The organism is Planococcus lenghuensis (genome assembly GCF_001999905.1).
Lineage (GTDB): Bacteria > Bacillota > Bacilli > Bacillales_A > Planococcaceae > Indiicoccus > Indiicoccus lenghuensis.
The window spans coordinates 347,288-369,389 of record NZ_CP019640.1; the positions used below are offsets into that span (position 1 = coordinate 347,288).

Genomic DNA, 22,102 nt, shown 5'->3' on the forward strand with positions numbered 1-22,102 from the left:
AAGGAAGAGGTCAAATGCCATTTATCCGTAATGTCACAACAGAAAACGCTCCGTATAAAGTAGATCAGCAGCGAACAGTGGAAGTGGTACGGAATTTATTCGGTGAACATTTTTCTGATATCGAACGGCTGCTGAAAGTATTTGATAACGGCGAAATTGAAAACCGCTATTTTGCAGCACCGTTGGAATGGTTTGAAAAGGAACGGGGGCTCGAGGAGAAAAACCAGCGCTATATAGACGAGGCATTAGCAATGGGAAGCCGGGCTGTCGAGCGCTGTCTGCAGGATGCAGGGGTTTCACAAGATGATGTTGATGCCTTTATCTTTGTCTCGAGCTCCGGTATGTCCACGCCAACAATTGATGCGCGTATCATGAATCAGTTGAAATTCCCTTCTCATGTAAAACGGATTCCGCTATGGGGACTGGGCTGTGCAGGCGGAGCGGCAGGCATCAGTCGGGCCCATGATTATTGTCTGGCTTACCCTGAAGCGAAAGTGCTGGTTTTATGTATTGAACTTTGCAGCCTCACGTTCCAGCGCAGCGATGTGTCAAAAAGTAATCTGGTCGGCACTTCCCTGTTTGCAGATGGAGCTGCTTGTGCACTTGTTACAGGTGAACAGGCTGACATCGAGGGAGAAGGCTTTTTTACACAAGCGACCCAATCGACCCTGATGGCGGATTCCGAAGAAGTCATGGGATGGGATGTGAAGGATGAAGGACTCCATGTTGTATTTTCACGGGATATTCCAAGTATTATCGAGAATTGGCTGAAGCCGAATGTCGATGAATTTCTGACTGCCATCGGTAAAGTGCCTGGCAACATCAATCACTTTATCGCTCATCCCGGCGGCAAGAAAGTGCTGACAGCGTATGAAAATGCACTGGAGATCGACACGGAAAAGACGGATATATCCCGAAATGTGCTGGCGCGGTACGGAAATATGTCTTCGCCGACTGTGTTATATGTCTTGAAAGAGTTTATGGAACAGCAGCCCAAACACAATTCAGAAGGACTGCTGACTGCGTTGGGACCAGGTTTCAGTTCAGAACTTGTATGGCTGGAATGGGGAGCGATGGATGCATGACATTCTTCTTCATATTAGTTGTGATTGTCATTGCCCAGCGGCTGCTTGAAGTACTGTATGCCCGGGCAAACGAAAAATGGATGAAGGAAAAAGGAGCCATTGAAGCAGGGGCAAGTCATTACAAGTGGATCGTCCTGCTTCATGTGCTGTTTTTTGCCGCCTTGCTTTTGGAAGTCCTGTGGCTTGATACCGAGCGGCTGCCGGTCTGGCAATTTTTTCTTGTGCTGTTTATTATTGCGCAAATTTTGCGGGTTTGGGCACTTGTCTCACTGGGGCGGTTCTGGAATACAAAAATCTTGGTGTTACCCGGTGCTGATCGTGTGCAGCGAGGGCCTTACCGCTGGCTGCCGCATCCCAATTACATAGTAGTAGCATTGGAAATTTTTTCGCTGCCGCTGATTTTTGGCGCTTGGCGGACAGCTGTTACTTTTACAATCGCCAATGCCTTGCTTCTGTTACTCGTTCGTATTCCGGCGGAAGAAAAAGCACTTGAACTTCTGAACGATTCATCAAACAAGGCGACCAAGGTATAGGAAATGCTTCCATTTTTTCTGGTTGAATGCGGTTGATTGGAGCAAAACAGGGTATAAAGCGAATGACAGGAAAAGGAAGGGAGGGAAACGCATTGGTTCATGTGAAGGCTCTTCTGCTGAAGTTTATAATGGTGGCCATTGTATTGTCCGTGGTTCTGACCTGGCTTTTTGAAGTTGAGTGGGATGCCACGCTTTGGCTAAGTGCATTATTGACGCTGCTTGCTTACATCGTGGGAGATCTTATGATTTTCGGGCACGCTGGCGCAAAAGCCGATCATAAAAGACGAAACCTGATTGCGACAGTTTCAGATCTTCTATTTGCATTTGTCTTAATCTGGTGGCTGGGAATCGTTATGGTGGAGCCGGAGGTCGATCTTCTGCTGGCAGCACTTGTCGCCTCTGTCGTACTTGCTATAGGCGAATGGTTTTACCATATGTACATTGACAGAAAAGTTCTGACCGAACGTATCAGTCATGGAAATCCGCAAGGTGAATCCTGAGGAGCGTTTGATCACAGGCAATCTCTTCACTAAAGAGAGGCCTGTGGTCTTTTTTCTATTTTTTGAAAAATCCATCAGAAATGCTGAATGAATGGAAACGGCGGCGATTAGACTGCGGGAAAACCTAGAACACTGATCCGGAGGTATGGTATATTAATAATTGTTCTAACTATTTAAATAAGGGGGAATAAAGCATGATGAAGAAATGGTCTTTATTGGCCTTGCTGGTCAGCGTCCTGCTTGTGCTTGCTGCGTGCGGCGAAGGCGAAGAAGAAGCTGCAGTCGTTGAAGGCGAAGGCGAAGAGGCGGCAGAAGTGTACCGGGTTGGTATTGATACGACGTATCCACCGTTCGAGTATGAAGTTGATGGCGAGTACAAGGGAATTGATATCGATCTCATTAATGCCATTGCAGAAAATCAAGGATTTGAAATTGAACTGGAACCGATGGATTTTGCAGGTATCATTCCAGCCATGCAGGCAGGTCAGCTTGACGTAGCGATCGCAGGAATGAGTATTACAGATGAACGAAAAGAAGTGGTTGACTTTTCCGAGCCGTATTTCGATGCAGGTTTAACGCTGGTTGTAAACGAGGATAACGAAGAGATTACTTCTCTTGAAGACTTGGAAGGCGCAACTGTAGCGGTTAAAAATGGAACGACGGGTGCGCAGTTTGCCCGTGATAACGCAGATGAGTATGGATTTGATGTCGTGCAATTCGAAGACAGCCCATCCATGTTCCAGGAAGTGGCTAACGGCAATGCAGATGTACTGATTGAAGATTATCCGGTTATTGCTTATGCAATTTCTGAAAGTGATCTCCCGCTGAAAACAGTCGGAGAGCGCCTGAACGGGGACCAGTACGGAATCGCCGTGTTAAAGGGTGAAAACCAGGAGCTTCTTGAACAGATCAACGCAGGCCTTGCCGAACTCCGTGAGAGCGGCGAGTATGATGAAATCCTCAACACATATTTAGAAGAGTAAGGTCACAGGCAGCGCGCGAAAGCGCGCTGTATTTTTGTAGAAAGGATGGTCTGCCATGGAGAATATTATGAATGCCCTGCCGTATTTATGGGAAGGGCTGCAATTCACGCTTTACATATTTTTCATTGCCATTGTCATCGGATTTGCTCTTGGGCTTCTCGTCGCACTTTTGCGGCTGGCGCCTTCCAAAATTCTGAACTGGATTGCGAAGATTTATGTGGATGCCATCCGCGGCACGCCATTCATCGTCCAGTTATTCTTTATTTACTTCGGACTGAATATGCTGGAGTTTATATCATTCGGCAGAGTATCGGCCGGTATTTTAACTGTCGCAATTAACGCGGGTGCTTATTATGCGGAGATCATTCGAGCGGGAATTCAGTCGATCGACAAGGGGCAGACAGAGGCGGCGAGATCGCTTGGTCTGAATGCCACTCAAAACATGCGGTATATCATTTTGCCGCAGGCATTCCGGCGGATGCTGCCCGCATTTACAAACCAGGCGATCATTTCACTGAAGGATACGTCACTTCTGTCTGTCATCGGAATTGCCGAATTGACACAGCAGGGCCGGATTGCGGCTAATGCAACGTTTGACTATTTCAGTATTTGGTTTGTTGTCGGTGTCATGTACTTTATCGTGATTTACCTGCTGTCACTCCTCGCGGATTTTGCTGAAAGGAAGTTTGAGATGAGATGACAATGATTCGAGTGGAAAACCTCAAAAAGTCGTTTGGTGATTTAGAAGTGCTGAAGGACATTAATGCTGTCATTGAGCCGCAGGAAGTAGTATGTGTCATCGGCCCTTCGGGTTCCGGCAAAAGTACATTCCTTCGCTGTCTGAACCGGCTGGAGAGCATCACGGGCGGACATGTTTACATTGAAGGGAAAGATATCACAGATCCAAAACTGGATATCAATAAAATCCGGCAGGAAGTCGGCATGGTGTTCCAGCAGTTCAATCTGTTTCCCCATAAGACTGTCCTGGAGAATGTAACATTGGCTCCTATGAAGCTGAAGAAAAAGGATAAAAAAGCGACAGAACAAAAAGCGATGGAACTGCTGGATAAAGTTGGTCTTTCGGAGAAAGCAAAAGCATATCCCGCAGAATTGTCGGGCGGGCAGAAGCAGCGGGTCGCTATTGCGCGGGCGCTTGCCATGGACCCGAAAATCATGCTGTTTGATGAACCGACATCAGCGCTTGATCCGGAAATGGTCGGAGATGTGCTTGAAGTCATGAAGCAGCTGGCGATAGAAGGGATGACGATGGTAGTTGTCACCCATGAAATGGGATTTGCCAGGGAAATGGGCGATCGCGTCATTTTCATGGACGGCGGCTATATCGTAGAGGAAAATGTGCCGGCCGAATTATTCGAACGGCCGCAGGAAGAGCGGACGCAGGCGTTTCTGAGTAAAATCCTGTAGATCTGTCCAAGCGGCGGTGCCTTATGAGACATGGGGCGCCGCCGCTTTTTTGTGTTTCCCGCAACCGGTTAAATTATAGAGTGTATTATTCATTTTGTGGTAGGATAAGACAGAGTATAGAATACAGGGAGTGTTGATGGTGGAAGAGCAGGAAATATTTGATATTACAATTATCGGCGGCGGCCCGACCGGCCTGTTCGCCTCTTTCTATGGCGGGATGCGGAAAATGTCAGTGAAAATTATCGATAGTCTTCCGCAGCTTGGGGGCCAGCTGGTTGAGTTGTATCCGGATAAATATATATATGACGTCGGCGGCTTTCCGAAAATCCTGGCAAAAGATCTCGTAGATAACCTGGTCAGTCAGGCTCAGTACAGTAAACCTGAAGTTGGACTGGAAGAGACCGTATCCGGAGTTGAGCGGACAGGCGATCATTTTACATTGACCACCAACAAAGGCGTCCATTATTCCCGATCCATTTTGATTACAGGAGGAGTAGGTTCTTTTCAACCCCGGAAGCTGCAGGTTGAAGATGCCAAGCAGTTTGAAGGGACTTCACTCCATTACGGGGTAAAGGATTTGAGTATTTTCCATGACAAGAAAGTGGTAGTGCTTGGTGGAGGGGATTCTGCGGTCGACTGGGCAATGATGCTTGAAGGAGTCGCGGCTCACGTAACGCTCAGTCACCGCCGCGAAAAGTTCACTGCACACGAAGCGAATGTTCAGCAGATGCGGGAATCCAAGGTGGAAATGAAAGTGCCATTCGGTGTAAAGGAACTGATCGGAACTGACGGACAAGTGGAAGCAATTGTACTGATCGATAAAGAAGGAAACGAAGAACGGATCGAAGCGGATCATGTTGTTGTAAATTATGGCAACGTTACATCGCTCGGCCCTATCAAAGAATGGGGACTTGAGATGGAGAAAAATTCAATTCTGGTCAATACACAAATGGAAACAAATATTGAAGGCATCTATGCAGCAGGTGATATCTGCACTTATGAAGGGAAAGTAAAGCTGATCGCTGTCGGGCTGGGAGAAGCGCCGATTGCTGTCAATAATGCAAAAACTTACCTTGATCCGAAATCACGTGTTCAGCCGCTCCATAGTACAAACGTCTTCAAGTAAGCGGTGCACGCAGAACAAAATGCATTGTTACGAAAAAATTACTCTTGACTTCATTCCATGGACAGCAGAACTATAAAAAGAGGCAAGTCTGTTCGTGAATTGCCTTTCTGCAGCTAGTCGAATTGGTGCTTATAATAAAATGGATTATGTAAATCCCCTGCTATAGGCATGGGGGATTTTTAGTTTTCAGGCAGTTAATTGCCATATTAGGTCATTTTACCTAATAAATATTACAGAAAGGAGTGGTTTTGTTACAGTACGTAATATTACAGGCAATCGCGTAATGGAATTGTTAACTCCCATCCGACGTCCTGTCATTGTTCTGCAATGTTCAGGTGATATCATTCTCCTTAGTGAACGTTACCTGTACATAATCATGAAGGAGGAATTTATTTTATGAAAAAGCAATTGATTGCCTTAACTGCTGCTGCCGCTTTGAGTGTCGGAGTTGCGAGTCAGGCTTCTGCAGCCAACACTGTTACAGTCGAATGGGGAAATACACTTTGGGGAATTTCCCAAGCAAATGATGTAACAGTGAGCCAGCTGAAGGATTGGAACGATCTTTCCTCAAACCTGATCTATCCAAACCAGAAGCTCGTTGTAGAACCTACTGGAACAGAAAAGGCATCACAGCCGGCGGCAAAGGAGCAATCATCTGCTTCCACATACACAGTCGTTTCCGGTGATACATTGTACCGGATTGCATCGAAACATGGAATCTCTCTTGATAATCTGATGAGCTGGAACGGCCTGACAAGCCACTGGATTTATCCGGGTGATAAACTGACAGTATCAGGCGGTACTGCAGTAAAAGGTGTTTCATCATCTGCACCGCAAAAAGTAGAAGCGGCCCCAGCGCCGGCACCAGCTAAAGAGTCTTCATCTGATGTTGTAAGAGAACTTACAGTGGAAGCGACAGCATACACTGCTTTCTGTACTGGATGTTCCGGAATCACATACACAGGAATTGACTTGCGCTCTAATCCGAACCAAAAAGTAATCGCAGTAGATCCTAGAGTCATCCCGCTCGGTTCAAAGGTCTGGGTTGAAGGATACGGCACTGCTATTGCCGGTGATATCGGCGGCGCGATCAAAGGAAACAGAATCGATGTTTTCATTCCTAACCGCAGCGATGCGCTCGCTTGGGGACGCCAGAACGTAACTGTTAAAATTCTTAACTAAGCAGTAATTGTTAATAGAGTATAAGACATGAACCAGGCACCCGTCAGTTGACGGGTGCCTGGTTTTGTTTTCCTGTTCTGCTTTTTCCGGAATCCTGCCCTCTTATCAATAGTACTGCCAGGCATCACTATAGAGTTTAAGCAAAATCGGCCGGTTCATTGTGTTTGCTTCCAGCACGAAGGTCTGGCCGTTATCCTGAATGTCCTCATCTTCATCTTTTCCGAAATGAAATAAGCTTGGAATGATTTCCTCTTTCAGGTAATCGGTTTCCACCTGCAATTCGAGCTGTGAAATCTGTTCCATTGTAAAGTCTTCCCTTGAGGCGAGGGTGAACCCCCAGTTTCCAAAACTGGGCACGTCCACATGGTAGTTCTCAACCGTCATATCCGAAGCTTCAACGGTTTTGGAAATAGTCCAATACGCTTTTGTTGCAAAAAGAGGACTTGTTGACTGAATGGAAACAAAACCGCCAGGATTCAAGTGATTGCGGATCAGTTTGTAAAATCCGTCTGTATACAATTTATTCAGTGCCTCGTTATTCGGGTCAGGGAGATCTGCGATGATGACATCATACCAGTTCTGGTTTTGCAATAGAAATTGGTAGGCATCTGCGTTATGGACGGTTACTTTATCATGCAGCAAGGATCCTTGATTGATACGGAGAAGTTCCGCATGTTCCGTCGCCAGCCGGGTCATTTCCGGATCGAGGTCCACGACATCAATCGTTTGGATCTCGGGATATTTCAGAAGTTCCCGGACGGCAATCCCGTCTCCACCGCCAAGCAGCAGGATGTTCGACCGCTGTTCCGCCAGGCTCATCGGAACATGCACGAGTGCTTCATGATAGCGGTGTTCATCCGATTCTGCAAACTGCAATTGGCCATCCAGGTACAGACGGATATCACCGGGCTCTTTTGTCATGACGATGCGCTGATAATTCGTGTCAGCTGAATAGACGATCGGATCCGCGTAGAGACGTTCCTCGAATCCGTTCGACCACTTTTCCCCGTAGAGAAAACCTGTCATTAAACCAAGTGCCAGCAGAATGCCGATGAGCTGATAGACAGCCGGTGCCTTGATTTCATCCCGGAAGCGAAATGAAATCCAGATGGCGATGGAAATATTGATGATGGCAATGAAAAAAGCGGTCTGGATGAGTCCGAGCCACGGCCGCAGCACAAGTGCAAAGCCGACAGCCCCGATGAGGCTGAAACCATAATCCGTCAGCAGGACGCGCGCCACACTTTTCCGGGATTCTTCACCGATCGCTTCCGCTTTCCGGATCAGGATCGGCAGTTCCAGTCCTGTTAATGCGCCGGTTAGCGTGATCACCAGGTACATATAGAGCTGAGACGTTTCTGTTCCGTAATGGGCAAGTGTATAAAAGGCACCCAATGTCGACAATCCGCCGATAACGGCGATTGCATATTCAATCTGGATGAATCTGTCCGTCAATCCATTATGAACCCGTTCACTCGAAATGGCCCCGATGCCCATGCCCATCAGAAACAAGCCGATCGTAATGCTGTAAAAAAGAACGCCATCGCCGAATAAATAACTGCCTACTGCGCCATATAAGACCTGATACACAATCCCGCATATGCTGACCAATCCGGATGACAAATAGATGCTATTGACTTTTTTGCGCTGTTCTTTGGTGATCGCCATATTTTCACCTCATTTGCTGCGGCCTGGTCAGATCAGGAAATAATGACGGCAAATGCAACCAATACAGAAGTCGCGATACTCCATCCGCCCAAGTATTGAGCGGCCGCGATATTTCCTTTCGCCAGCTGTTCTTCCATGTCATAAGCTGTTTTCAATTCAACGAATTTATAGACGGCCACTTGAATAATAAAGCCGATGGTTGCCCATATGGCAACACCCAGTGGATTGGTATTCTCATAAAGTGCGGCAGCCATGATGATCACAAGACTGATACGTTTCGCTGTCAGTACTTTTGCCACTGCCTGGTTGCCTTTTGCAACTTCTGCCTGATCGTCCACTTTTGTAAAAAACTTTTCAAACAGCCAGATATAGATGACCATGAGCAAAAAACTCACAGTGAAATAAATGACGGAATTGATCAGTTCCGGAACCCCGAATGCTTCGTTTAACATATCTTGTAACATGCTTTTCCTCCTCGGTAGGTCGGTTGGTTTGCCGATTTACTTTCCTGTACCCGGGCCGCCGCCCCGTATGCCGTCTGTGCCTGGTGAGCCGAAACGGATTGAACCGGTGCCGCCGGCGTTTTTGATATAGCGGCCATTATTAATATATCCGCTGTACAGGTAACTGCCCTGTTTCTTTTTCTTGATATCGAAGAAATCATCCGCAAGGCTGGCCAGTCCATAAATCAGAAAGAAATTCGTTCCGTAATTGTTTTCGACGAATTCCTCAGTGGATACTTCGATTAATGTATCACCGGTGCCGGATACATCTTCCATGACTTGAATGATGCGGTCCTCGTAAATCATGACGACTTTTCCGTCGATTTCTTCACTGATTTGCTCAGCCGGCAGCTGGGAATCGATTTCTGCCACTACAGCTGCAATTGTGCTGTCCGGGGCTCTGTAAACCCGGGATTCTTCACCTTGGGCGTCGGTCACAATATCAACAAGTGCATATTGATCCTCGATAAACGATGCCGCGCCGCATCCGGCAAGTAAAAGAGTCATGATGATCAGTGCAAGCCCCAATTTGTGTCTCATGCGATTCATCCTTTCTTCAGCCGGCAGTCTGCCGCTTCGCCATTCTGCAGATCTGACAGCCTGCTGCGCCTATCGCCGTCTGATTGATATGATATCTTAAGTCTAACAGGAAACCGGAAGCAAGTGACTGCTTCTCCAAAGTAATACGAACAGAAAGAACGCAGGTTCCATGTTTTTCTGTAATTCATTTTTTTCTGTTCTTTTGTGTTAACTAATACGCTGTGTAGTATTGACACATTTTTGGGGGTCGGCTATTCTGAATGCAGTAGCATTTAACCGAACATGCAGGAGGAGAATCATGACGACAACTGTCAGAACTGAAAATTATTCAAGAACGTTGACGCTCGTACATATTGGAATGTTTTCTGCGTTAATGATGATCGGAGCCAATATCACTTCATTTCTTGTTGTTGGCGGTGTGCCGATCACGCTCCAGACCTTTTTTGCCATTTTGGCGGGATTGTTGCTGGGCAGCCGGGTCGGTGCGCTGGCCATGGCGGTATATGCATTCATTGGACTGGCTGGACTCCGTGTATTTGCACAATTCTCCGGCGGACTCGATACGTTGATCAGTCCAACGTTTGGTTTCATTTTGTCGTTTATTCTATTGGCTTATGCCGTCGGGAAAATTGCAGAGCGATTTCCTTCCAGGAAAGGATTTATCGCAGCAGCGCTTGTTGGCTTGGTGATCAATTATGGTTTCGGAACGAATTGGATGTACGCCGCCTATAAATTGTGGTTTGCGGCACCGGAAGCTTTTTCATATAAAATGGCATGGACTTGGATGGCAGCTCCGTTGCCAAAGGATCTGTTACTGACAGTAATGGCTGGAATCTTTGGGTACCGGCTGAAACCGATTGTACAAAAATATAAGTAATTATAGTAAGTGGCTCTTCGCCAAAGTCTGTATTGGACAAAGAGAAATCGCTTCAAGCGGACGCTTTCCACTCTTTCTTTCAGGTGCAACTGCAGTTACTCATCACCTTGAGCGGCTGGAGCGGTTTGTAATTGTTTCGTTCTTTAAATCAACTCAATACAATTCCAGTAAAGAAGTTCGCGGCAATCTGAGCGGATTTCTTTTGTTTTTTCGCTTTATTTCATAAAAGGCGTAAACTAGAAATAAGGAGGGATGTATGATGACAGAATTGAAGCGGATTGACCAGCTGGATATGGCAACGGTGGAAAAACTGGTTGGAGAAAGCGAAGCAGAGGGGTATCGCTTTTTAAGGAGACTTGTGGATGAGTATGAGTCCGGGAAAAATACATTCAAAGCATCCGGAGAAGTCCTGTATGGTGTCTGGAATGAAGAAGGGCAACTGATTGCAGTAGGAGGACTGAACCGGGATCGGTTTTCGGACGACGACCGGACAGGCAGACTGAGAAGGTTTTACGTATCGGAAAATGCCCGGCGTCAAGGCATAGGCAGTCAGTTGTTGAATGCCATCGTCAAACACGCCCGGTCATCGTTTGATGTGCTCGTGCTGCGGACAGATTCTGAGAGTGCGGACGGATTTTACTTTGCAAATGGATTTACACGGGAAGCGGCAAAACCGGAAGTGACGCATCGGCTGGTAATGAAAGAGCAGTCATAGCGTTCAGTTAAGGAGGGATAATTTGCGTAAAGTGGAAGTTCTGCCATATGATCCGCGGTGGAAAAGCCGATTCAGCGAAGAAGCGGAAGCATTAAGGGTCGTGCTGGGCGATCAGTGTCTGGCAGTTCACCATATTGGCAGCACAGCAGTCGAAGGGCTGGCGGCTAAACCGGTTATCGATCTTATGCCCACAGTAAAAGATATCCACGAGATAGATAAGCTGAATCGGCAGTTTGAATCGCTCGGTTATGAGGTGAAAGGGGAAAATGGCATTCCCGGGAGACGCTATTTGCAAAAAGGGGGAGATGCACGTACACATCACGTGCATATCTATGAAGCAGGAAGCCCTGAAATCCGCCGCCATCTCGCTTTTCGCGATTATTTACGGAAGCATCCGGCGGAAGCCGAAGTCTATGGCAATCTGAAACTCCAGCTGGCGGCGGCCTTCCCGTGGAGTATCGAGCAGTATATTGCCGGAAAAGAAGCGGTTGCGACGTCAATTGAAAAAAGAGCTTTGGCTGAATTTGGCGGCGAGAAACATTTCATGGACTGAGCACTTCGTCAAAAACTATTTGTTCATCAGTCAGTGAAGTGATTTGAAGCCGTCCTTCTTCCTTTGTATACGTACTTTTGTACAGCTGCTCACCACTTCCTGAGGAGAAGAAAATGATCCGGTCTTCTTTATCATCCTTTTCGATTTCAGCTGCAAAAGCTTCAAGATCAATTTCTTCAGCCAATGCTGCGTATTCGGGAAGACCTGTTAAATCGGTATTCACTTGTTCGGCTTCCGTCTCTTCTTCTACGATCGCATTTTCACCGGCAGTACAGCCGGTGAGCAACAGAAGGACAGTCAGCAGCAAAGCATATATATTCATCAGTTAATCCTCCAGTTCATGTGAAGTTCTGTACTGCTATACCCGTTTTCTTGTTTTTCTATGCTGAAGGCAAGTCAGTCCGGTTGAATTGTCAGAATTCGTTGACGGATGCTGAAAAACGGGCTATGATAATATGAAATGATAGATCGGAGGTGGGGAAGATGAATCACACTGGAACGCGCATGTCAGAAAGCCAGGAATTTCTGTATGTTCTGCATGCCGTTACGTTCACTGAAATGGAGCAACGGGACCGGTCTGTCCTTTTTTACTCAATTTCAATATGTGAACAAATCCAGTGAGAGACATCTTGCCTGCAAAGAGTTTTACAGTAAAAGGCATGCGGTCTGCGCATGCCTTTTTTTCGTGGGCGTAGTCTCTTCAAAACGGGAGGAAGAGAAAAATGGTCGTCACACAATTCCAGCAAATTACTTGTCACTTGGCTGCACAGAAACTTTTCAATGGCCTTAGAGGTGAGATCGGGGAAGGCCAGCGGATCGGATTGGTCGGCAGAAATGGAGAGGGAAAAACCACGCTGCTGAATGTATTGGCCGGTAAACTGAAACCGGCTGAAGGAACCGTCACTTGGAAGAAAGGGAGCACCGTCGGCTTATTAAAACAGTCCCCGGATGCTCCGGACCATAAATGTATAGAAGAGATTCTTCGGGAAGTGTTTTCAAAACTTACCGCTCTTCAATTAAGGCTGGAAGAAATGGAAAAGCGAATGGCCGCCTCAGACGCTGCAGAAGCTGAGCGTCTCTTAATCAAATACGGCACCCTTCAGGAAGAATTCATGCAAAACGGCGGTTATGAGATTGACATGCGAATTGATCAAGTGCTGAATGGCTTGAAAATCCATGAATTGAAACAAAAAGAGTGGGGAATGCTCAGCGGCGGTGAACGGACAAAAGTCGGGCTGGCGAAACTATTGCTGCAGGCGCCTGATTTATTATTGCTCGATGAGCCGACCAACCATCTCGATCTCATGTCCATTGAATGGCTTGCCAGCTTTATCAGCCATCACAGCGGCGCAGTGCTGATCGTTTCCCACGATCGCTATTTTCTGGATGAAACTGCGCAATTCATATGGGAACTTGATCAAGGGGATCTCATTGTATACAAGGGAAACTATTCCGCTTTTGTAAAGGAGCGGGAGGCCCGGCTGCTCAATGAATTTCGGCAGTATCAGGATCAGCAGAAAAAGATCAAAAAGATGAAAGAATCCATTAAACGGCTGCGGGACTGGGCAAATCGGTCAAATCCGCCTAATGCGGCGCTTTACCGCCGTGCAAAGAGTATGGAAAAAGCACTTGCCCGAATTGAGGTGCTGGACCGGCCAATGATAACGAAAAAACAGATGGCGCTGGAGTTTGATGTACAGGACCGGAGCGGTACAGATGTTCTTCAGCTTCACGATGTCTGGAAAGCGTTTGGAGACCGGGTGTTGTTTTATGATGTCTCCATGCATATCCGCTGTGGGGAACGTGCGGCCATTGTCGGTCCGAATGGGACAGGGAAATCGACTTTGCTTGGACTGCTGATTGGAGCAGAGAAAGCAGATGCTGGGGAAGTGCGTATCGGAAGCGGTTTGTCAGTAGGCTATCTGTCGCAGCATACACTGGAGATGGCTGACAGCCGGTCGGTCATTGAGGAATTCCGCGATGCCGTGCCGGTGGCAGAATACGATGCCCGTCATCTCCTGGCAAAATTTCTATTCTTCGGAAACATGGTGTTCCAGCCTGTACAGTCCCTGAGCGGGGGAGAACGAATGCGACTCCGGCTTGCACAGTTAATGCACCGGAATCATAATCTGCTCATTTTGGATGAGCCGACGAATCATTTGGATCTGGAAGCGAAAGAAGTGATGGAAGAGGCACTGGCTGAATTCCCCGGCACGATCCTGGCTGTCTCACACGATCGGTATTTTCTCGACAAGCTGTTTCCGGTGACGTACTGGCTGGAAAATCAGGAGCTGGAGCGCTTTGAAGGCTCCTACTCAGCTGTCCGGGAGAAGAAGAAAGAGCCGGCAGCGCTGCATTAACTGCTGAATCGCAGGAAATAAAGGACTGACCGGGCGACAGAACGGGTAATAGATATGTAATTGTATATCAGCATGGCGCTGCCTTGGAGACCCACCTGCTTTCTGGTCGGTAAAGCGGCAGGTGGGTAAATCAGTCACAAGGTGGTTCGGAGGTGCTGGCAGTATCCAGCATATGTTCCGGCAGTTCAATTTTCTCAATTTGAACAAAGGCATCCAGCCGTCTTTCGACCTGCATGTGCTCAGGGGATAAGTCGGTGATTGCGGGTAAAGCAGCAGCCAGCAAATAAGCAACGAAGATTGCTGCAATCAGCACAGCCAGTTCTTTCATAAGTGATTCCGCCTTTTCTCATAAAATCCGTGCAGCATTTTTACTGACCCGGCAGTTGAAAGCAGTGCTGCATTCATTAATAAAGAACGGCAGACCAGAGAGAAAGTTCCAGCTCAAAAGGAGTGAAGGATAAGTGATTACACTGAAAACTGACCTTTGTGCATTACTGGATATTAATTATCCGATTATCCAGGCTGGCATGGCCGGCGGATCGACGACCCCTGAACTGGTGGCTGCTGTCAGCAGAGCAGGCGGGCTTGGGACACTTGGAGCGGCTTACATGGAGCCGGATGCCATCCACAAAGCCGTGGACCGAATCCGCGGATTGACGAATAAACCTTTTTCTGTAAATTTTTTCGCTTCGCATCCGGCTGATGATTTCAGTCGGACGGAAGAAGTTCAGGAAGTGCTGAAGCCATTTAGAACAGCATTGGGACTGGGGGAACCGGCAGCTTCCTATTCATCTCCTGACCGCCGGTTTGCCCAATTCAATGCTTGCCTGGATTTAAATATTCCTGTGATCAGTACAGCGTTCGGCCTGTTGGAAGATGACTGGATGGAGCAGGCAAAACGGCAGGGAATAAAGGTAATTGTAATGGTGACGACGGTGGAGGAAGCATTGGCAGCTGAGAGTGCGGGGGCGGATGCGGTTGTGGCTCAAGGCACAGAGGCAGGCGGGCACAGAGGAACATTCTCGCTTGCCGAACATCCAAATGGTGCTCAGATCGGCCTTATGTCGCTGGTGCCACAGACAGCGGATGCGCTTCGTATTCCGGTGATTGCAGCGGGAGGTATTGTGGATGGCCGGGGGTTGGCCGCATCCCTTATATTGGGTGCATCCGGCGTGCAGGCTGGAACTTTGTTTCTGACAGCCACAGAAGCCGGTACCCATCCGGCTCATAAAAACGCTATTTTTGCTGCCACGGAAGAAAGTACAGCGGTCACAACGAGTTTTTCAGGACGGCCCGCCCGTGGCATCCGCAACCGGTTCATTGAAGAATTTGAAAGCACAGGAGTAGCTCCGCTTCCATTCCCCTCTCAGAACACGTTAACAAAAGAGCTGCGGGCTGCTGCAGCTAAAGAGGGGCATGCTGGCATGATGTCGTTATGGGCTGGCCAGTCGGTCCGTGCGCTTAAGTCTGAAGCTTCTGCTGAGGCGATTATTCAGCGGCTTGTCAGGGAAGCGGAAGCTGTCACCGGTAATGTTTGATTAAAGTGGAAGGAAACCAGAAGAGAGAAGGTGTGTGCATGAAGAAGCTGTTTCTGGCTGTGCTGCTGCTTACGGCAGCCATGCTGTCAAAACCGCTGTGGGAAGATGAGGCCAAGCAGCTGACGGCGTTTGAATTTCTCGCTCCGCTTCAGGAAGCGGCAGAAGGAGCTAAAGAATTGACCCGCCGGGTGACTGAGCAGTCAGCGGTGCTGCCTGCGCCTGCCGCTCCTCATGACCTGGATCCGACAGAAGCTGTATTTGCAATTGGCAATGTGACGCTTGGTATGACAAAAGAGGAAGCGCAGGCCGAAGTCGGCTTACCGCTGCGCCTTATGCAAAACGAGTATGGAACACGCTGGCATAGTTATCACCAGGATTATCAGAATTTCATGCTGTTATCATATGATGAGAATGCACGGGTTAATGGCATGTTCACAAACCAGGATATGTTCGTGTCCGCAAAAGGCATTACAATGAACTCGACCCGGGAAGAGGTTCGCGGCCTGCTTGGCGCGCCGCTTGAGTATTTGCAAAAAGGCAATATCCAATACTTATTCGATTCAAAAGATCAGTATGATGTGTTCCGTACAGAAGATGCCTACATTACGATATTTTATGATTTGCATGAGAAGAATACGGTAACGGCTGTCCAGGTCATCTCCGACGATTTGGAAAATCAGCGGCCTGCCATCTATGCAATGCCGGACGAACAGCTGAAAGAAGGCTATGAGATGCTGCTGTTTGAATTGACGAATTCAGCCCGTATTCAGCGGGGGCTCCCGTTGCTGGCATGGGATGAAGACACACGGGCGGTAGGCCGGAAACACAGTGTGGAAATGGCGGAAAACAGCTATTTCAGTCATACGAATCTGGCGGGATTATCACCGTTTGAACGCATGCAGGCAGGTGGTGTTGAGTTTTACTTAGCAGGCGAAAATTTAGCTTACGGGCAGTACAGCAGCATCTTTGCCCATGAAGGCCTGATGAATTCTGCCGGACACCGGGAAAATATCCTGAAACCGGCGTTCCGCTACCTGGGCGTTGGCGTGTCATTCAATAAAGAAGCCCAGCCGTTTTTCACAGCCGATTTTTTTGATAAATAATAAATGGAGGAGGACCGCTGACCTAGCCGGTCCTTTTTCTTTCAAATGACAGAAGTTCATGGTTAAAACAGCCGATGACAGGGGAAACAAAAGATAATACAGGTATGTGACAAAAATATATCAGGAAGTTTTCATGGAAAGGAAATGAAGCTTATGACCAGCAGATTGTGGTTCCAGGCGGGGGTCGGCATAGCGCTCGCACTTCTGATTATCTTTTTAGCCACTCAGGTGGAAATGATTTTCAGTCCGATTATTACCATTATCAGTGCCATTATTATTCCTATAGTTCTTGGAGGGGTATTATTTTATCTGACCTATCCGCTTCAGCGCTTTGTGGAAAGCCGCTTTCGGTTTCCGAGATGGGCTTCGATCGCTACGGTGATTGTCACCATACTCATAGCTATTGCGATTTTCATTACGCTGATCGGACCGGCTATCACTGAACAGGTGACCCGGCTGACAGAAGCGGCACCGCGGATTACCAATCAGATACAGGGCTATATTGACTATCTGCTGAATCAGCGGAACCGGCTTCCAGGGAATACCGAACAATACTTATCCAATTTTACGGATAATATCGGCTCCTGGACCGGAAACATCGGCAATTGGCTCTGGAGTTTCACCGTTAATCTCGCACAAGGGATCTTCTATATCATACTCGCCCCGTTTTTTTTGATTTACATGCTGAAAGATCATGAGAAGTTTGCTCCATTCGTCGCAAAATTCTTTACAGGGGAGCGCCGGGTCTGGATTCGGAAGACATTGCATGATATTGATCGAACATTGAAAGCATATATCCAAGGACAGATTCTTGTCAGTTTTCTTGTTGGTATCCTGCTATTGATCGGTTATTGGATTATCGGTCTTGACTTTGCCCTGATTCTTGCGTTGCTCGGCATGCTGCTGAATCTCATCCCATTCCTCGGGCCGTATCTGGCGGCAGCGCCTGCAATGGGCATCGCGTTTCTGCAAGAGCCGATCATGGCGTTGTATGTCGCGATCATCATGTTTGTCGCCCAGCAGATTGAAGGCGCCCTTATCACACCAAATGTCATGGGAAATGCGCTCAATGTCCATCCGCTCACTGTCATTGCGATCATTCTTGCTGCAGGAAGCCTCTTCGGTTTTTTCGGAATCATCGTAGCAGTACCCGTATATGCAGTGATTAAGGATATCGTCCGGAACCTCTATGCCCAGCGGCAGGAAATTTCTGAAACAGCTGCACGGGATGTGGACGGAGAGCCGTAAAAGAATGCATATGACAGCCTGTGAACATATGTTCACAGGTTTTTTGCGTTCAGCGGCTGACAGTTGACAGTTAAACAGTTCACCCCCTAAACTAAAAATATTAGTTTAGGGGGTGAACTGTTTATGGATCCGCGAGTCAAAGAAGCGGTGAATCTTTTCGAAGAAGTAATGATTTATGGAACCGAACAGGTTTTGAAAAGCATGGATCCGCACTTCTGGCAGGAGTATTCACCGGAACAGCTGCAGCTTCTTAAATTACTCCAAAGAGAAGGGCGGCTCACGTCAGGTCGGCTGGCCGCCCTGCAGGCCGTACATAAAAGTGCGATTTCAGGCAGGACGAAAAAATTGCTCCAGAAAGGGCTGATCCGGATTGTTGAAACACCGGACCGGCGCTCCAGGCTGTTTGAACTGACGCCGGAAGGGCAGCAGCTTGTCGGACAGGCAGAGGAAATGACGCATGAATATGTGCAGCAGCTCTTCATCCGCCATGTAGAGGATGAGGAGATTGAACAATTTCTGCAGATTTTCCGGAAATTAAAAACGATTATAAAAACAGAAGGAGCAGAATGATGCATAGTATATTGAAATTCAAGTGGCTCATAGCGGCTGCACTTATTATCCTGACAGCCGTTCTGTTTGTGCTGGCGCCGAATTTAACACAACAGGCGGAAGAAGCGGGAACATTCCAGTTATCGGATGAAGCCGCTTCTCAGCGGGCTGCTGATATTCTTGAAGAAGCAGGAGCGGCCGATCAAACCATTTCACTTGTCCTTGCCCTTGACGGGGAGTTGGATGAGGAAACGCGAAGCATGATTGAAACATTGGTGAATGATATTGAAGGACTGGAAGAACCGATCACATCCGTACTGAATCCGGTTGAGAGCGCTGACCTGGAAGAACAGCTGGTGTCAGAAGACGGCCGGACGGTGCTGATTCCAGTTACAATAGACGGGACAAACGAAGAAGTGAATGCTATAGCGGATGAGATTCGCAGCCAGCTGATCCCGAGTGATCTGACTGCTTATATCACAGGGCAGGCCATCATCAGCAGTGACGTGAATGCAAGCGCGCAGGAAGGATTGGAACGGACCGAGATCATTACGGTCGTACTGATTTTCGTACTGCTTCTGGCGGTGTTCCGTTCGATTATTACGCCGTTCGTCCCATTGGTTGCGGTGGGGATTACGTATTTGCTGAGTCAGTCGATTGTGGCATTTTTGGTTGACTGGTTCGGTTTCCCGGTATCAAACTATACACAGATCTTCCTGGTGGCGATTTTATTCGGCATCGGTACCGACTATTGTATTTTGCTTCTCAGCCGGTATAAGGAAGAATTGGCCGCAGGTCACTCGGTGGAAGATGCAATTGTAAACACATATAAGACAGCAGGGCGGACGCTGTTGATCAGCGGACTCGCTGTATTCATCGGTTTTACTGCAATCGGGTTTGCGGAATTCCCGATTTTCAAGTCGGCAGTTGCCGTCGCAGTCGGGATTGCCGTCTTGATGCTTGTGCTGTATACCATTGTCCCTTTCCTGATGGCTTTGCTGAAAGAAAAGTTATTCTGGCCATCAAAGAAATCCGCTGCGCATCAAGACAGCAAATTATGGGTGTTGCTCAGCAAATTATCGGTTAACCGACCGCTCCTATCGATGCTGGTCGTCGCCGTCATAACGGTTCCGCTGCTTTTTACATATGGCAATGAGCTGTCGTTCAATACAGTCGATGAAATCGGTTCCGAGTATGAATCGGTACAAGGATTGCGTGCTATTGAAGAAGGATTCGGCCAAGGGGATTCGCTCCCTGTGCAAGTGCTTATTAATGCGGAAGAATCATTGGCCACAGCTGAAACTATTCCTTATGCCGAGACAGTAGCTGAAGAAATTGAGCAGCTGGAAGGTGTTGAGTCTGTCCGGACAGTCACCCGGCCGACAGGTGAATCGATTGAAGACTTTTATGTGACGGATCAAGTCGGATTAGTTTCCGAAGGCATTACAGAAGCGGCTGGCGGCTTGGAAGAAGTGCAGAGCGGCCTGACAGAGATTCAGGACAATCTGACTGCTATCAGTGAGCAGGCCGGCAATACAGACGGACTGAACAATGCGGCGGCTTCCCTTGGCCAGCTGAACACCCAGCTCGGTCAAGTGACGCAGGGGCTGCAGGCCACAAGCAATATCGAACAGACAGCCGGTGCACTGACGCAAATCAGCGGCGGTCTCACTGAGCTGCAGCAGGGACTTGAAGAAGCTGCTGCAGGCAGCGGAGAGCTGGCGGGCGGTCTTACTCAAATCGCTGAAGGTGTCGGTTCTGCAAATAGCGGGTTAACGGAAATTGCAGCCGGCCTGACAGAAGCGGCTGATTTGCTTCAGGCGATCAGCGATAGTGAAAGCGCGCGGGATACCGGTCTGTATATACCGGAAGATGCATTGGAAGGAGAAGATTTTGTGCCAGTGCTAGACCGGTATTACTTCGGAGAAGAGACGGGCCTGATGTTCGAAGTGATTCTATCGGAAAATCCGTATTCACCGGAAGCGATCGATATCACGGAAAACATTAAAGCCGCTGTGGAACGCAGTGTGGCAAATACACCATTTGAAGATGCAGAACTTGCATTCAGCGGGATTTCCAGTATCAACAGTGACCTGCGGGATATTTCATCTGCTGACTTTACACGGACGGTTACCATTATGCTGATCAGTTTATTTGTTGTGCTGGCCATCCTGTTCCGGTCGCTTATCATGCCGCTGTTCATGATCGGATCTCTATTGCTGACTTACTATACGTCTGTATCTATTACAGAACTGATCTTTGTTGAAGGATTCGGTTACGACGGAATCAGCTGGGCAGTTCCGTTCTTCGGATTCGTTATGCTCGTAGCACTCGGCGTCGACTATTCCATTTTTCTGCTGGACCGGTTCCGGGAAGAAGCGGTCCGGGGAGCCGCAGTGGGACAAGCATTGCACATATCCATGGCGAAGATGGGGACAGTTATCATTACGGCCGCTGTCATTCTGGCCGGAACGTTTGGTGCCATGATCCCGTCAGGTGTGCTGAGTCTCGTGCAGATTGCATCGATTGTGGTTACCGGTCTCCTGCTGTATGGGCTCATCGTACTGCCGCTTCTCATACCGGCTATCTCCATATCGTTCGGGGATGGACTCTGGTGGCCGTTCCGCAGAAAACGGAAGGACTGACGAGGGCTGCATGCTATACTAACGAGAGTAAATGAAACGGAGGATTTTAGCATGCTGACATTTGAAGAAAAACAACAGATTATCGAATCATTCCCGGAACTGACAAAACGGGACGTATCCATGAAGCGAGTGAATTACCATTACGAGGACAGCCTGTATGAAAAGACGACTGTCGTTTATCATTTGCATCCGAACGGCAATGGTTACGTATATACAGGCGACTTGCCGGAATATGAAGCGGACAGCCGCGGCTATGTCAATATCCGGGAATTTTCCCCTGAAGAATTGAAGGCGATCATCCGGGATTCGATCAACTATTTATCGACCGAAATTGAATTGTATGACAATGAATGGACGAGCCGGGATGGCGTGAAAGTAACCCTTGTGAACGAAGATCCATTCTGGAATGTCTATGCAGGGCGTAATCTGGAAGAGAGTTTCGGAACGTTTGACGATGCGAAACGCTATTTGAAGGAAGAGGGATTCCGGGAAGATAAAAAATGATCATCAGAGAGTTGAAGCCTGTGGAGAAACTGCCGCTGTCTCTTCTCTTAGAGGCGGACCCTTCAGAAGAGATGATCCGTTCGTATGCCGCTGAAGGCGACGTGTTTATCGCCGAAAAAAACAGCTGCGTGGCAGGAGTCTGTGTTCTCCTGCCGCTTACGGATGAAACCGTCGAAATCAAAAACATTGCAGTTGCAGAACCGGCACGCGGTAAAGGTGTTGCAAAAGCGCTGATTTCACATGCAGTGACAATAGCCGGCCAATGCGGTTTTTCAATTGTGGAAATCGGCACCGGAAATTCAAGTCTGGATCAACTGGCGCTGTACCAGAAATGCGGCTTCCGGATGAAGTCGATTGACCGGGACTTTTTTGTCCGAAACTATCCGGAACCGATTATTGAAAATGGCATTCAGTGCCGGGACATGGTCCGGCTTGAACTGACTTTGTAAAACCTCCTTTTATGGG

General features: G+C 48.0%; 25 protein-coding genes. 20 read left to right on the forward strand and 5 right to left on the reverse strand.

The window, feature by feature from the left end; all coding sequences use genetic code 11:
* Positions 1-14: 14 nt before the first annotated feature.
* The 8 genes from B0X71_RS01920 to B0X71_RS01955 all read left to right on the forward strand — a co-directional run bounded on the left by B0X71_RS01920 (position 15) and on the right by B0X71_RS01955 (position 6,834).
* Entirely contained in the window at positions 15-1,085 is a 1,071-nt protein-coding gene (locus B0X71_RS01920; protein ID WP_077587874.1) for a type III polyketide synthase, read from the forward strand.
* Positions 1,082-1,618, forward strand: a complete 537-nt coding sequence (locus tag B0X71_RS01925) for an isoprenylcysteine carboxyl methyltransferase family protein (RefSeq protein ID WP_077587875.1) — start codon at positions 1,082-1,084, stop codon at positions 1,616-1,618. The genes B0X71_RS01920 and B0X71_RS01925 overlap by 4 nt, the downstream gene beginning before the upstream one ends.
* A gap of 101 nt (positions 1,619-1,719) precedes the next feature.
* Positions 1,720-2,118 (forward strand): DUF2512 family protein, encoded by a 399-nt coding sequence (locus B0X71_RS01930; RefSeq protein ID WP_232336827.1) that lies wholly within the window; start codon positions 1,720-1,722, stop codon positions 2,116-2,118.
* 197 nt (positions 2,119-2,315) lie between these two features.
* Positions 2,316-3,101 carry a transporter substrate-binding domain-containing protein gene (locus B0X71_RS01935; RefSeq protein WP_077590859.1) on the forward strand — a complete coding sequence of 262 codons (786 nt, stop codon included), beginning with the start codon at positions 2,316-2,318 and terminating at the stop codon, positions 3,099-3,101.
* Positions 3,102-3,156: 55 nt separating this feature from the next.
* Positions 3,157-3,801 carry an amino acid ABC transporter permease gene (locus tag B0X71_RS01940; RefSeq protein WP_077587877.1) on the forward strand — a complete coding sequence of 215 codons (645 nt, stop codon included), beginning with the start codon at positions 3,157-3,159 and terminating at the stop codon, positions 3,799-3,801.
* Complete coding sequence (locus B0X71_RS01945) at positions 3,798-4,526, forward strand: amino acid ABC transporter ATP-binding protein (protein WP_077587878.1); 729 nt, start codon at positions 3,798-3,800, stop codon at positions 4,524-4,526. Before B0X71_RS01940 ends, B0X71_RS01945 begins: the two co-directional genes overlap by 4 nt.
* A 136-nt stretch (positions 4,527-4,662) precedes the next feature.
* The gene (locus B0X71_RS01950) at positions 4,663-5,652 is read left to right on the forward strand and encodes an NAD(P)/FAD-dependent oxidoreductase (RefSeq protein WP_198038668.1); all 990 of its coding nucleotides are present in this window, start codon (positions 4,663-4,665) and stop codon (positions 5,650-5,652) included.
* Positions 5,653-6,048: 396 nt separating this feature from the next.
* Positions 6,049-6,834 (forward strand): LysM peptidoglycan-binding and 3D domain-containing protein, encoded by a 786-nt coding sequence (locus B0X71_RS01955; RefSeq protein ID WP_077587879.1) that lies wholly within the window; start codon positions 6,049-6,051, stop codon positions 6,832-6,834.
* Between the two features lie 105 nt (positions 6,835-6,939).
* On the opposite strand, the gene B0X71_RS01960 is transcribed toward B0X71_RS01955, so the two are convergent.
* The 3 genes from B0X71_RS01960 to B0X71_RS01970 are packed head-to-tail and all read right to left on the reverse strand — an operon-like array spanning position 6,940 to position 9,545.
* Positions 6,940-8,502 (reverse strand): polyamine aminopropyltransferase, encoded by a 1,563-nt coding sequence (locus B0X71_RS01960; protein ID WP_077587880.1) that lies wholly within the window; start codon positions 8,500-8,502, stop codon positions 6,940-6,942.
* 32 nt (positions 8,503-8,534) lie between these two features.
* Entirely contained in the window at positions 8,535-8,966 is a 432-nt protein-coding gene (locus tag B0X71_RS01965) for a DUF350 domain-containing protein (RefSeq protein ID WP_077587881.1), read from the reverse strand.
* Between the two features lie 36 nt (positions 8,967-9,002).
* Positions 9,003-9,545 (reverse strand): DUF4247 domain-containing protein, encoded by a 543-nt coding sequence (locus tag B0X71_RS01970; RefSeq protein WP_198038669.1) that lies wholly within the window; start codon positions 9,543-9,545, stop codon positions 9,003-9,005.
* 298 nt (positions 9,546-9,843) lie between these two features.
* Between B0X71_RS01970 and B0X71_RS01975 the strand changes: the two genes are divergently transcribed.
* From B0X71_RS01975 to B0X71_RS01985, 3 genes are all read left to right on the forward strand, one after another.
* Positions 9,844-10,422 carry a biotin transporter BioY gene (locus tag B0X71_RS01975; RefSeq protein ID WP_077587883.1) on the forward strand — a complete coding sequence of 193 codons (579 nt, stop codon included), beginning with the start codon at positions 9,844-9,846 and terminating at the stop codon, positions 10,420-10,422.
* 259 nt (positions 10,423-10,681) lie between these two features.
* Entirely contained in the window at positions 10,682-11,137 is a 456-nt protein-coding gene (locus B0X71_RS01980; RefSeq protein WP_332309460.1) for a GNAT family N-acetyltransferase, read from the forward strand.
* Between the two features lie 31 nt (positions 11,138-11,168).
* Positions 11,169-11,690: a GrpB family protein gene (locus tag B0X71_RS01985; RefSeq protein WP_332309472.1), complete on the forward strand. Its 522-nt coding sequence runs from the start codon at positions 11,169-11,171 to the stop codon at positions 11,688-11,690.
* Here the strand turns inward: B0X71_RS01985 and B0X71_RS01990 are convergent.
* Positions 11,680-12,012, reverse strand: coding sequence for a hypothetical protein (locus B0X71_RS01990; RefSeq protein ID WP_077587886.1), 333 nt, complete (start codon positions 12,010-12,012; stop codon positions 11,680-11,682). The two genes, B0X71_RS01985 and B0X71_RS01990, sit on opposite strands and share 11 nt — an antisense overlap.
* 161 nt (positions 12,013-12,173) lie before the next feature.
* Between B0X71_RS01990 and B0X71_RS20795 the strand changes: the two genes are divergently transcribed.
* Both B0X71_RS20795 and abc-f read left to right on the forward strand, forming a co-directional pair.
* Positions 12,174-12,311: a hypothetical protein gene (locus B0X71_RS20795; RefSeq protein ID WP_156889773.1), complete on the forward strand. Its 138-nt coding sequence runs from the start codon at positions 12,174-12,176 to the stop codon at positions 12,309-12,311.
* Positions 12,312-12,412: 101 nt separating this feature from the next.
* The gene (abc-f, locus tag B0X71_RS01995; protein WP_077587887.1) at positions 12,413-14,050 is read left to right on the forward strand and encodes a ribosomal protection-like ABC-F family protein; all 1,638 of its coding nucleotides are present in this window, start codon (positions 12,413-12,415) and stop codon (positions 14,048-14,050) included.
* A gap of 130 nt (positions 14,051-14,180) precedes the next feature.
* Here the strand turns inward: abc-f and B0X71_RS02000 are convergent, their stop codons facing one another.
* Complete coding sequence (locus tag B0X71_RS02000) at positions 14,181-14,378, reverse strand: hypothetical protein (RefSeq protein WP_077587888.1); 198 nt, start codon at positions 14,376-14,378, stop codon at positions 14,181-14,183.
* Positions 14,379-14,511: 133 nt separating this feature from the next.
* On the opposite strand from B0X71_RS02000, the gene B0X71_RS02005 reads away from it, so the two are divergent.
* From B0X71_RS02005 to B0X71_RS02035, 7 genes are all read left to right on the forward strand, one after another.
* A complete protein-coding gene (locus B0X71_RS02005; protein WP_077587889.1) occupies positions 14,512-15,588 on the forward strand; it encodes an NAD(P)H-dependent flavin oxidoreductase in 1,077 nt (358 codons plus the stop codon).
* Between the two features lie 38 nt (positions 15,589-15,626).
* On the forward strand, positions 15,627-16,691 hold the full coding sequence (locus B0X71_RS02010; RefSeq protein ID WP_077587890.1) for a CAP domain-containing protein: 1,065 nt from the start codon (positions 15,627-15,629) through the stop codon (positions 16,689-16,691).
* A gap of 153 nt (positions 16,692-16,844) precedes the next feature.
* Positions 16,845-17,939, forward strand: a complete 1,095-nt coding sequence (locus B0X71_RS02015) for an AI-2E family transporter (protein ID WP_077587891.1) — start codon at positions 16,845-16,847, stop codon at positions 17,937-17,939.
* Between the two features lie 123 nt (positions 17,940-18,062).
* A complete protein-coding gene (locus B0X71_RS02020; RefSeq protein ID WP_077587892.1) occupies positions 18,063-18,509 on the forward strand; it encodes a MarR family winged helix-turn-helix transcriptional regulator in 447 nt (148 codons plus the stop codon).
* The gene (locus tag B0X71_RS02025; RefSeq protein ID WP_077590861.1) at positions 18,509-21,133 is read left to right on the forward strand and encodes an MMPL family transporter; all 2,625 of its coding nucleotides are present in this window, start codon (positions 18,509-18,511) and stop codon (positions 21,131-21,133) included. The genes B0X71_RS02020 and B0X71_RS02025 overlap by 1 nt, the downstream gene beginning before the upstream one ends.
* A gap of 51 nt (positions 21,134-21,184) precedes the next feature.
* Entirely contained in the window at positions 21,185-21,637 is a 453-nt protein-coding gene (locus tag B0X71_RS02030; protein ID WP_077587893.1) for a hypothetical protein, read from the forward strand.
* The gene (locus tag B0X71_RS02035) at positions 21,634-22,086 is read left to right on the forward strand and encodes a GNAT family N-acetyltransferase (protein ID WP_077587894.1); all 453 of its coding nucleotides are present in this window, start codon (positions 21,634-21,636) and stop codon (positions 22,084-22,086) included. Before B0X71_RS02030 ends, B0X71_RS02035 begins: the two co-directional genes overlap by 4 nt.
* Positions 22,087-22,102 lie beyond the last annotated feature (16 nt).